Annotated in this window: 10 protein-coding genes; 4 read left to right on the top strand and 6 right to left on the bottom strand. The window is 36.3% G+C overall.

Annotated elements, in window-relative coordinates:
* Positions 1-332: 332 nt before the first annotated feature.
* Positions 333-689, top strand: a complete 357-nt coding sequence (locus tag DT250_RS21700) for a YgzB family protein (RefSeq protein ID WP_000025063.1) — start codon at positions 333-335, stop codon at positions 687-689.
* 305 nt (positions 690-994) lie between these two features.
* On the opposite strand, the gene perR is transcribed toward DT250_RS21700, so the two are convergent.
* From perR to DT250_RS21670, 6 genes are all read right to left on the bottom strand, one after another.
* Positions 995-1,423 carry a peroxide-responsive transcriptional repressor PerR gene (gene perR / locus DT250_RS21695; protein WP_000237831.1) on the bottom strand — a complete coding sequence of 143 codons (429 nt, stop codon included), beginning with the start codon at positions 1,421-1,423 and terminating at the stop codon, positions 995-997.
* Between the two features lie 298 nt (positions 1,424-1,721).
* Positions 1,722-2,177 (bottom strand): thioredoxin-dependent thiol peroxidase, encoded by a 456-nt coding sequence (bcp, locus tag DT250_RS21690; RefSeq protein ID WP_060486952.1) that lies wholly within the window; start codon positions 2,175-2,177, stop codon positions 1,722-1,724.
* 44 nt (positions 2,178-2,221) lie between these two features.
* The gene (locus DT250_RS21685; RefSeq protein ID WP_098190910.1) at positions 2,222-2,626 is read right to left on the bottom strand and encodes a potassium channel family protein; all 405 of its coding nucleotides are present in this window, start codon (positions 2,624-2,626) and stop codon (positions 2,222-2,224) included.
* 72 nt (positions 2,627-2,698) lie between these two features.
* Positions 2,699-3,484, bottom strand: coding sequence for an ABC transporter permease (locus tag DT250_RS21680; RefSeq protein WP_000639385.1), 786 nt, complete (start codon positions 3,482-3,484; stop codon positions 2,699-2,701).
* 4 nt (positions 3,485-3,488) lie between these two features.
* On the bottom strand, positions 3,489-4,280 hold the full coding sequence (locus DT250_RS21675; protein ID WP_000521517.1) for an ABC transporter permease: 792 nt from the start codon (positions 4,278-4,280) through the stop codon (positions 3,489-3,491).
* A complete protein-coding gene (locus tag DT250_RS21670; protein ID WP_000843640.1) occupies positions 4,273-5,286 on the bottom strand; it encodes an ABC transporter ATP-binding protein in 1,014 nt (337 codons plus the stop codon). The genes DT250_RS21675 and DT250_RS21670 overlap by 8 nt, the downstream gene beginning before the upstream one ends.
* 127 nt (positions 5,287-5,413) lie before the next feature.
* Between DT250_RS21670 and hemL the strand changes: the two genes are divergently transcribed.
* From hemL to DT250_RS21655, 3 genes are all read left to right on the top strand, one after another.
* Positions 5,414-6,712 (top strand): glutamate-1-semialdehyde-2,1-aminomutase, encoded by a 1,299-nt coding sequence (gene hemL / locus DT250_RS21665; protein ID WP_000673249.1) that lies wholly within the window; start codon positions 5,414-5,416, stop codon positions 6,710-6,712.
* A 200-nt stretch (positions 6,713-6,912) separates the two neighbouring features.
* Complete coding sequence (locus DT250_RS21660) at positions 6,913-11,349, top strand: glutamate synthase-related protein (protein WP_149213698.1); 4,437 nt, start codon at positions 6,913-6,915, stop codon at positions 11,347-11,349.
* A 259-nt stretch (positions 11,350-11,608) separates the two neighbouring features.
* On the top strand, positions 11,609-12,697 hold the full coding sequence (locus DT250_RS21655; RefSeq protein WP_000765792.1) for an aromatic acid exporter family protein: 1,089 nt from the start codon (positions 11,609-11,611) through the stop codon (positions 12,695-12,697).
* The last annotated feature ends 13 nt before the right edge of the window (positions 12,698-12,710 follow it).

Here is a 12,710-nt window from a genome sequence, read left to right as displayed (position 1 = left end):
AGAACTACTCGGTCGCTCATTCGCGACTTCCTTATGTTAACATCTTCGTTTTTCGATGTCAACTAAGTTTTTCAATTTCTTTTTTGTCGTTTTCTGCATTTCCGCATCAGCGACGGTTATTAATATATCACGTAGTATATAAGGGGTCAATACTTTTCATAAAAAAATTTCACATCCCGTTAAAATCTTAAAACCATGTTCCAAAAACCATTATAGTCTCCCTTCATTCTGCATCATACTCCATATCTCATATCTTATCGGTTTATCACGTTTACGAACGAGTGAAAATTCTAAATTTTATGTTATATTATTATTATAGGGGAGTGGTGAGAATGAGCATTAAGTATTCGAACAAAATCAATAAAATCCGGACCTTTGCATTAAGTTTAGTATTTATCGGCCTCTTCATTGCATACTTAGGTGTCTTTTTCCGTGAAAACATTATTATTATGACAACATTTATGATGGTTGGCTTTTTAGCTGTTATCGCTAGTACTGTCGTTTACTTTTGGATTGGCATGTTATCTACTAAAACTGTACAAATTATTTGTCCAAGCTGCGATAAGCCGACCAAAATGCTCGGTCGTGTCGACGCATGTATGCATTGCAACCAACCTTTAACAATGGATCGAAATCTAGAAGGAAAAGAATTTGATGAGAAATATAATAAGAAGAGCTATAAATCATAGGCATATATAGGTACAATGTGCCCTTACAAAACTAAACGTTAAAAGGTGATTTCTTAACAAAGAAATCACCTTTTGTATTTATCTTTAATTAAATTAGGTTCTTCACTGAACGTTTTAAATCCTCCTGAACCTAACGTAATTCCCATATATAATAAAGAAAGAGGGAGACGTAAACGTCTCCCTCTTTCTTTATTATATATTACGCCTTATGACACTCTGGACAAATTTTAAATCCTCCTGAACCTAACGTAATTCCCATATATAATAAAGAAAGAGGGAGACGTACCCTCTTTCTTTATTATATATTACGCCTTATGACACTCTGGACAAACGCCATAAATTTCTAAGCGATGACTATTAATAACGAAGCCTGTCGTTTTCGCAGCTTCCTCTTCAAGCTGTTCCAAACCTCCATAAGGAAAATCAACAATCTTACCACATTTTTCGCAAATCACATGATAATGTTGACTTGTAACATAATCAAATCTACTTGAAGCGTCTCCATAAGTTAATTCCTTTACAAGTCCAACCTCTTTAAATACACGTAAGTTATTATAGACAGTTGCAACACTCATATTTGGAAACTTACCTTCTAATGCTTTATAAATGTCATCCGCTGTTGGGTGCGTCATAGATTCCACAAGGTACTCTAAAATAGCATGACGCTGTGGAGTAATGCGTACACCCGTATTTTTCAGCATTTCTAGCGCTTCTTTTAATTCTTCTTTGACCACCGTCATGCACCCCGATTCTATACGGATTATTATTTTATAATTCTTATAAAGAGTGTACTCCTTTTCTTATAAATCGTCAATATTTCTACTATAAGTATGTGGTTTATTTTTGTATATAGCCTTATTCTTATATATCCTTCCCCATTTTCTATACATTTACATAGAAAAAAAGTGCGACATAATCGCACTTGGAATACTATCATCTGAGGAGGTATGCCCTACACTTCACTTTATGTAAGACGATAAAATATGTATAGACACTCGCCTTACTTCTATATATTTTATCTCCACAATGAATTTACTTTATATAAGAAAGAACCTCTTCAGTATGTCCCTTCACTTTCACTTTACGCCACTCTTTTACAAGCTCACCGTCTTTATTAATAAGGAATGTAGAACGCTCGATTCCCATATACTCTTTTCCAAAGTTCTTTTTCAATTTCCAAACATCGTATAATTCCGCTACCTTATGATCTTCATCTACTAAAAGTACAAATGGAAGCTCATGCTTCTCAATGAATTTCAGATGTCTGTTCGCTGAATCAGGACTTACACCAAGAATAACTGTATCTTTCTCTTGAAATAATCCATACGCATCGCGAAAATCACATGCTTCAGTTGTACACCCTGGAGTCATATCTTTCGGATAAAAATATAGCACTACGTTTTTACCACGAAAATCAGCTAAGCGAACTTGTTCCCCGTTACTTCCCTCTAATGTAAATTCTGGAGCCATTTCTCCTACTGTGATCATTGTTATCACTCCTACTCTTTTCTTTTACTATATCAAATGCTATCTTATTTTTCATTGTCTATTACAGACCTCATTACAAAAGCAAACGGTAATGTATATCCAATTAGCGCTTCTGCAATCGCAATCCATCTCCCTACTCCAATCGGAGCTATATCACCGTACCCAACGGACAATAAAGTAACTGCGCTAAAATATAAGCAAATTTCTACAAGTTGAAAAGATTGGGCATGCAAGCTTTCTCCATCTTCTTTCAAAACTGCAAAACCCATTTCTTCTAATACAACATAACTTAACCCAAACGCAATCAATACCGTTGTATAAATTAAAAATAAGGAGGCTAAATTATAAAGCGAAAAGAAACGCCTAGAATCTGAATATGAACTCCATAACAATTGGACACTTCTCAAAATAGCAATTGCTGCAATTAATAGAATAAATCCCCATAACATGTCCTCCACCTCATTTTATATGTATGAGACGGCCATTGGATTTATCCCTTAGAAACAAACAAGCTTCTATAATTAATTCCCAGCACCACGGTACCTTTTTACCCCTTGATTCCAAAGAGTAATTGCAATCGTAAAACAGATAACACCAACGAATGGTGTTGCAAATGCATAGCTATTCCACTCTGTTTTTCTTAAAAAGTATGCTGCTGGATACACTCCGACAAACGCAAATGGTAAAACAAACGTTAAAATGAAGCGAATCACACGGTTATAAATGTTAACAGGATAGCGACCATAGTTACCTATGTTATACATTAGCGGCATAATTGAACTTTTCGCATCCGACCAAAAACCAAGGCTCGCAAGCGTAACAAATATCCCTCCGTATACAAGTGCTCCTCCTCCTACCATCAGTAAGAATAAGAAGAAATCGTACCAGTAAAAAGATAATTGCAGCTCCACTGCTGCATATCCCATTACAATTATTCCTGTAATCGCTCCAATTAAAGATTCCAGTTCCATTCTTTCTAATATAATTTGAAATAAACTATGAATCGGTCTCGTTAATATACGATCCATTTCTCCTTTAATAATGTAACGATCATTAAAGTCCCATATGTTAAAGAAAGCTGAGAAAATGGCAAACGGCACTAAAAAGAAACCATAAATAAAGATTACTTCTTCTCTACTCCAGCCCTTTAATGCTTGTGTATGCCCAAACACAACGAGAATAAAGATTAAATTAACAGCCTGTAGTGCTAAATCAGAAAGTAATCCAACGATAAAATCGCCCCGATACTCCAATTTTGTTTTTATATATTGGCTTGCATATTGCAAAAATAGGTTTATATATATCATCTCATCATCCCCCTTGTACAATTAGACGTTTTCTCGCCGTTCTCCACATGAGTACAATTGGAATAATAAGTACAATTGCCCAAATTACTTGGAATAATAATGCCTCATACAATTTACTTCCTTGTATACCTTCTGAAAAAATCATACTCGGAATATAACTAATCGCCTGAAACGGTAAAAACATCATTGCCTTTTGGGCCCATAACGGATAAAAACTAATTGGTAATAATAGACCTGAAAATAAATCAATAACGACACGTTTCGCATACATAATTCCACTATTATTAAATAGGAAGAACGTGAGCATTCCCGTCATTAAATTAATTTGTGTATTAATAATAAAACTAAATATTAAAGATAAGAAGAAATATAACCACGTTTGAAAATTCGTTGTAATTTGCAATGAAAATAATAAGGTAACGATAACCATACCTGGAATTGAAAAGAAAGCAAAACGAAATATTCCTTCACCAAGACCTTGCATCACTTTCATGCCTAAATAGTTATATGGACGAATGAGTTCTACTGCTACACGTCCTTCTTGAATCTCCATCGCAATTTCCCTGTCTATATTATTAAAATAAAAAGCACGTGCCATCCACGCAATTGCGATATAAGTAGTCATTTGCGAAATAGATAAACTTTCAATATTCTCTTTTCCACTATAAATTGCTTGCCATAAAAAATAATACGCACCGATATTAATTGTATAAATTAAAATCCCACTATAATAGTTTGTACGATACGCAAGCATCATTAAAAAGCGAATCCGAATCATTTCAATGTACTTACCCATGTTTAATACCTTCTTCATAAATGTTACGAATAATTTCCTCTGTAGATACTTCGTTAATTTTTAAATCTTTAATTTGAAAGGCTTGTACTACTTTAGAAATAAGCATTGAAATGATAACTTCTTCATTCGGTATTTTTGCAACCCACGCGTTTTCCTCTTTCGCTTTCGACCAAACGACATGACTATCTGGCATAACCATTGATAAAGCCTGATAGGAAACTGGTGCAATAAATTGAAAATGGATTTCCTTCTCTGCTCCCCACTGTGTACGAAGATTATTTAAAGAACCGTCATACATAATATTTCCTTCATCCAGCATGATAACGCGCTCACATAAAGCTTCAATATCAGTAATATCATGGGTTGTTAATAAAATTGTTGTTTTATAACGTTCATTCATTTCTTTTAAAAATTCACGTATTTTTAATTTCACAAGAACATCCAACCCAATTGTTGGTTCATCTAAAAATAATAACGGTGGATTATGAATTAATGCTGCCGCTAATTCACAACGCATTCTTTGACCTAGAGATAACTTTCGAACTGGCTTATCTAATAAAGGACCAATATCTAACGTTTCAATCACGTGTTCCATATGCTCTTTATACTGAGCGTCTGATACACCGTACACTTTTTTTAATAAACGAAAAGATTCTTGTACAGCAATATCCCACCAAAGTTGTGAGCGTTGACCGAAAACAACACCAATTGTTCTTACGAATTCTTCTCTCTGCTTATGCGGGTTCATCCCATTTACTAAAATTTCTCCTGATGTCGGAGTCAAAATCCCCGTAAGCATTTTAATAGTTGTTGATTTACCAGCACCATTCTCACCGATATATCCAACCATTTCACCTTGTTTCACATTAAAAGATACATCATTTACTGCTGGTACTATTTTATAATTACGATTTAATAAATCGCGAAAAGCACCCTTTAATCCCGGACGACTTGAATAGGCTGTAAACTCTTTACGTAACCCTTGTACCTCAATTACCGATTTCATAATCGGACCCCCTTCCTAAATGTCACAACGAATAGTTTACCCAACTGCCTTCTCTATCACAAACAATACGTCTTTTCGAAAAACATGTTAGAATAATACATAGATTTTTGTAAGGAGATGAATTGTAGTGAAATTCACAAAATCAGAAGCATTACATAAAGAAGCTTTAGAACATATCGTTGGCGGCGTTAATAGTCCTTCTCGTTCTTTTAAAGCAGTTGGCGGCGGCGCTCCTGTTGCTATGGAACGTGGAAAAGGTGCTTATTTCTGGGATGTAGACGGAAATAAATATATCGATTATTTAGCAGCATACGGTCCTATTATTACTGGACATGCTCACCCGCACATTACAAAAGCAATTACAACAGCTGCTGAAAATGGTGTACTTTACGGAACACCAACAGCACTAGAAGTAAAATTTGCAAAAATGTTAAAAGAAGCAATGCCTGCATTAGATAAAGTCCGCTTCGTAAACTCTGGTACTGAATCAGTAATGACAACAATTCGTGTCGCTCGTGCTTACACAGGCCGCACAAAAATTATGAAATTTGCTGGTTGTTACCACGGTCATTCTGATTTAGTACTTGTAGCAGCTGGATCTGGCCCTTCTACGCTAGGAACTCCTGACTCAGCCGGTGTACCACAAAGTATCGCTCAAGAAGTTATTACCGTTCCATTTAATAATGTAGAAACTTTAAAAGAAGCATTAGATAAATGGGGACATGAAGTAGCAGCTATCCTTGTAGAACCGATTGTTGGAAACTTCGGTATTGTAGAGCCAAAACCTGGCTTCCTTGAGAAAGTGAATGAACTTGTTCACGAAGCTGGTGCACTAGTAATTTATGATGAAGTTATTACTGCTTTCCGCTTCATGTACGGTGGTGCTCAAGACTTACTTGGCGTAACACCAGACTTAACAGCGCTTGGTAAAGTTATTGGCGGCGGACTTCCGATCGGTGCTTATGGTGGTAAGAAAGAAATTATGGAACAAGTTGCCCCGCTCGGACCTGCATATCAAGCTGGTACAATGGCAGGAAATCCTGCTTCTATGGCATCCGGTATCGCTTGTCTAGAAGTTCTTCAACAAGAAGGTCTTTATGAGAAATTAGATGAACTTGGTGCGATGCTTGAAAAGGGAATTTTAGAGCAAGCTGCAAAACATAATATCGATATTACATTAAACCGACTAAAAGGTGCTTTAACTGTATACTTCACAACAAATACAATTGAAGATTACGATGCAGCACAAGATACAGACGGTGAAATGTTCGGTAAATTCTTCAAGCTTATGCTTCAAGAAGGAGTTAACTTAGCACCTTCTAAATACGAGGCATGGTTCTTAACGACAGAACATACAAAAGAAGATATTGAATATACAATTGAAGCTGTAGGCAGAGCATTCGCTGCTTTAGCGGATAATAAATAATCCCTTCATTAAAAAGGAAAAAAGAAAGCACATCTTTCTTTTTTCCTTTTTTCTATTTCATAAATCCCTTATTAATAGTATAATTATTCATAATTATCTGTTTTATTTTTCTTTTATATCCTTACTATCCTTGTATATAAGGCTGCTCACGCCTTAAATAGTAAGATTATTCAAACTTCAATAAAAGGGGGGATTGACGGATGCTCAATAAAACAAATACATGGACACCGTCTTTATTTCGAGATTATAAAAATGCAGAACATGATGCGTGTGGAATCGTTTCCGTTATGGAGAAACGAAAAGTTGCCACGAAAGAAAACATTGATCTTTGCATACAATCACTTGTCAAAATGAATCATCGAGCTGGTTTCATTAATGGTGAAGGAGATGGTATCGGAATTCACATTGATGTCCCAAAAGCACTTTGGAATGAAAAGCTGAAAAATAACGGATACAATCCAACGATTGTGGATCATCCCCACTTTATCGTTGGACATTTTTTTCTAAACAAAAACGCAAATATCGTTAATTTAAAAAATCATATTCGTACGCAATTAAATAACGAAAGTTTTACTATTATTTTTGAAAGTGATGATGTAATAAATTCCGATGCACTCGGTCCACTTGGTAAACAGGAAGAACCTTTATTTTGGCAAGTTGCTCTTATCGCAGAAAATAAAGTTGAAAATGTTGAGCAAACATTATTTTCAGTAACGATAAAAATAGAGGAAAACGAAGCGATTCATGTTGCTTCATTAAGTCGTGACCATGTTGTATATAAAGTTCTAGGCGCTGGGGATACACTTGTTGCCTATTACAATGATTTACAACATCCACTTATCGCTTCAACTATGACACTAGGACATAACCGCTATTCTACTAATACATTATCTAATTTTTTTCGTGTACAACCATTTAGCATTCTCGGACATAATGGTGAAATTAACACAATTGCAAAATTACGTGATCAAGCTGACATGATTCATGTTCCACTTACTGCTGGGGGCAGTGACTCCCAAGATTTAAACCGCACCTTAGAAACTCTACTTGTTCAATACGACTACAGTTTATTTGAAGCAATGGATATACTATTCCCACCAATTATTAATGAAATGAAACTTTATGAACCGCATTTACAAGATTTATATACGTATATACGTGAAGCTTGGGGCCATTTTGCGCAAGGTCCAGCTGGTATTATTTCACGTTATAAAGATGAGGCTGTTTTCAGCGTTGATTCCCTTGGACTACGACCAGTATGGAAAGTAGAGACAGCGAGTTCTTATGTTTTCTCTTCTGAACCTGGAGTTGTATCACCAACTGAATATGTAGCAGAACCAAAACCACTCGCTCCTGGAGAAAAAGTCGGTCTAAAGTGGAATGAACAAGATGAACTTGTACTCTACGAATACGATGACTACCAAACTCAAGTATATAACCGTTTTAAAAAGCGAGTTGATACTAAAGATTATCATTTAAACTTATCTATCCCTGAAACGAAAGAAATCCCAGGATTATGTGATTCTATACAAGTCGAAACGAAACAATACGTTGCTTTCGGATGGGACCGAGAACATATTCAGCTTCTTGAACAGATGGCAACAAAAGGCGTTGAGCCAATTCGCTCACTTGGGCATGACTCACCACTTGCAGCACTCGATACTGATAGACGAAATATCGCTGATTTCATTAAGGAAAGTGTAGCCGTTGTTACAAATCCAGCAATCGATCGTGATCGAGAGGTCGAGCACTTCTCCACACGAACAATACTTGGAGAGCGCCCAAGTTTATTAAGCGGAGCTAAACGGCCATTTGTAGTTGAGATGCTTTCCCCCATTATTTTAGAAGGAAGTGTAGCACAATCTATTACAGAGGAATTACACACAATTACGTACGAACAACTTATAGAGCTATTCAATACTCATAGCTCTATCGCTACAATCTCTGCTACATTCAGTCCGACAGAAACTTTACAATGCGCCTTAAATCGAATTAGTTCTGAAGCGATAAAGGCCGTGAACGATGGAGCTTCCCTACTATTAATAGACGATGCCAACGCTCATCTAAATGAACAGTTATGGATTGATCCGCATTTAGTTACCGCTAAAGTACATCAAGTATTAAGCGAAAATAAATTACGCCGAAACTGCTCTCTCGTTATACGTTCTGGTGCCCTTCGCTCCTTACATGATATCGTCACACTGTATGGATTAGGAGCAGATGGTATGAATCCATATTTATTATTTGCAACCGTAAATGATGGAACAAAAACGCCAATTACGAATTTGTATAATGCTCTTAATAAAGGACTAGAAAAAGTCATTTCAACAATTGGAATTCATGAATTACGTGGTTACGGCCGCCTCTATTCTTCTATCGGATTACATGAGGAAATCGCAAATATATTACAAATTACGAATTTCTTCGGTTCAAATGATTTAGCTTTTTCGCTTGAATCACTTGCTGAAGATGCACAATTGCGAGCGGATGATTATAACAATCCTAAAGTTAGAATGCGAAAATCTTTTCATATATTCCCGCGAATTTGGAAAGCAATCGGCGATGTCGCAAAAGGAAATTCTTATGATGATTACCGTGACAAATTAAGTGAGTTAGAAGAAAATAATCCAATCGCGATTAGACATCTTGTTCAAACGAAAGAAACAAAACATGTCGTTCCGGCTGAAGAAGTATCCATCAGCATTCAAAATCATGATTTACCATTTATTATTAGTTCCATGTCATTCGGTTCTCAAAATGAAATTGCCTTTCGTGCATATGCAGAAGCGGCCGATCAGCTAAATATGATTAGCTTGAACGGTGAAGGCGGCGAAATTAAAGATATGATTGGAAAATATCCACATACACGTGGACAACAAGTTGCATCTGGGCGATTTGGTGTAAACGCCGAACTACTAAATTCATCAAACTTAATTGAAATAAAAATTGGGCAAGGCGCAAAGCCTGGTGAAGGCGGACATTTGCCTGGTTCAAAAGTAACAGCAAAAATCGCTGAAGCGCGTAATGCTACAATTGGCTCTGATTTAATTTCACCTTCTAACAACCATGATATTTATTCCATTGAAGATTTAGCTCAAATGATTACAGAAATTAAAACGGCTAATCAACTTGCGAAAGTAGCTGTAAAGGTCCCTGTTGTCCCTAACATTGGAACAATTGCTGTCGGTATCGCAAAGGCTGGTGCTGACTTTATTAACATTAGCGGATTTGATGGTGGTACAGGTGCCGCACGTATTCACGCATTGCAACATGTAGGCCTTCCTGTAGAAATTGGTGTGAAAGCCGCTCACAATGCTTTATTAGAAGCAAATATGAGGCAAAAGGTAGAAATTTGGGCTGACGGTGGTATTCGAAGTGTTAATGATGCCTTGAAAATCATGCTCCTTGGGGCAAACCGTATTGGATTTGGTACATTATCCATGATTGCAATCGGCTGTACAACTTGCCGCGGATGTCATCTAGATACTTGTCACGTTGGAATTGCAACACAAATTGAGTCTGAAGCTCAGGCGAAAGAACACGGATTACGCCGCTTCGTCCCGCGCGAATTAGAAAGCGCCGTTGCTGGATTATTACATTTATTCACCACTTTTGGCGTAGAACTAAAACGATTAACAGGAAATCTTGGTTATACAAATTTACAAGAAATTGTCGGACATTCCGATTTATTAGAACAAGTTCGAGGCGAAAATTTATTAGACTTATGTAATTTACTACAAACGATAGAACACCCATCTGTTACAAAAACAGAATACGTACCAGAAAAACAATTTGAAACAGTTCATTCCCCTCATTCAAAAGAATTAGTAGGCGTTGGCGTAGAGCAACGCGTTATGGGTGGTCTAGAATCTTGCTATCGCGTTCGTAGTAAATTATATGAAGACACGAAGCTTGAACCACTTACATTAAAGTATACGAATGGCTCTATTCCTGGAAATGGATTAGGTGCTTACAATAGTGAGAACTTATTTATACACGTAAATGGCGGTGCACAAGATGGTATTGGTAAAACCTCCTTTGGTGGTGGTATTTATATAACGAAAGCAAAAGGAAAAGACGGCATATATTATAACGGTTCTGTCGGAAAAGGTTTTGGGTACGGTGCACAAAAAGGATCGCTATACGTTCAAGGTAACGCTGATGCTCGCGCTGGCATTCGCCTCTCTGGAGCAGACATGATAATTGGAGGGCGAATGACAAAGCCACTCCGTGAAAAAGAGCAAGGGAATATAGGTGTATACTCTAATATTAAAGGTTTCGCTTTTGAATATATGACAAATGGGCGAGCGCTTGTTTTAGGGGATCCTGGTCCATGGATTTGTGCTGGTATGACTGGTGGTGTTGTTTATTTACGTCATGATTCAAGCTCGGGTTTAACAGAACACGCCTTAAAAAGAAGAATCGCAAAAGGGGCAAATGTTACATTACAACCAATTAGTAAAAACGGTGTGCAAGATGTGACTGAGTTATTGTTAGATTACATTCGTGTATTAAATGAACATGAGCAATACGAGGAAGTTGCTTTATTAACACCGTTACTCGATGATATGCAGCAACAGTTTTTTGAAATTATCCCGAAAAAAGAGCAGGCTGATCCATCTATCTCAACAGAGTGATATACCAACTTTTCATTTTCAAGAAAAAATTGACGAAGTACACTTCTCATAGTAATCTATAGTAACAATTTGAAACCTGCTGAAATTCAGCAGGTTTTTTCACTAAAAATTGATGTTTAAAAAGAATTAGGAAAAAGTATAAAATGAATCTTAATTTCTTATTAACGTCACTAAAATATCACTTGCTAACATATTGTAATGAATGTATAGTATCATGTTGTACATTCATTATGACAAGAGAAAGGATCTTATTAAGGGTATGAAACTTGGTGCTCGCATTTTAAAAACGGGTATTGCCATCACATTAGCTTTATTTGCTTGTATTTTACTTCAATTACCGAGTCCAGTATTCGCGGGAATCTCAGCTATATTCGCTGTTCAACCGTCTGTATACCGCTCGTATTTAACAGCTCTTGAGCAAATTCAAGCAAACGTCATTGGTGCCGTATTCGCTATCGTATTTGCTACTGCTTTTGGACATAATCCTTTTATTATTGGATTAACATGTATATTAGTAATTGCGCTTACGTTACAATTACGATTAGAAAACACAATATCAATTGCTTTAGTAACAGTTATCGCCATTATGGAGTATCAGGGCGACGATTTCTTTAGTTTTGCCTTACTTCGCTTTGCGACGATTATGATTGGAATTATTGCGGCTTCACTTGTAAATTTAGTGTTTATGCCGCCAAAATACGAAACAAAACTATATCATCGTATCGTTGATAATACAGAAGAAATTGTAAAATGGATTCGAATGAATAGCAGGCAAGCTTCTGATTTTACAACGCTAAAAACTGATATTGATCGTATGAAAGAAAAGATGATCAAACTAAACCATTACTATTTGCTGTATAAAGAAGAAAGAAGCTACACGAAAAAAGTAAAGTTCGCAAAAATTCGTAAGCTCGTTTTATTCAGACAAATGTTAGCGACGACAAGCCGTGCTTTAAGTACGTTAAAATCATTACATCGTACTGAAAATGAACTGCGCTATATGCCAGAAGAATTTCAGGAATCTATCCAAAACGAACTTGACTCATTAACCCATTACCATGAACAAGTTTTATTAAAATTTATTGGTAAAGCAAAAAAACAACAATCCGTTGAAATGCTTGATGAAGTTGAAACAGGTAAACAAGAATTAATTGATATCTTTATGGATTATCAAAACAAGGACGATGAGGAAGCGTATAAAACATGGCTACACCTCTTCCCTCTTATTTCTGCCATTATTAACTATAGTGAAGAAGTAGAGCATTTAGATTTACTTGTGGATAGCTTCTACACATACCATAAACCAGAAGCAGAACTCCAAATCGAAGATAAAAAAGAAGACGAATAAAGAAAACAGCTCC

Source organism: Bacillus sp. AR2-1, from assembly GCF_008368755.1.
In the GTDB taxonomy this organism is placed as follows: Bacteria; Bacillota; Bacilli; order Bacillales; family Bacillaceae_G; genus Bacillus_A; species Bacillus_A wiedmannii.
This window is presented reverse-complemented; position numbering and strand designations above follow the sequence as displayed.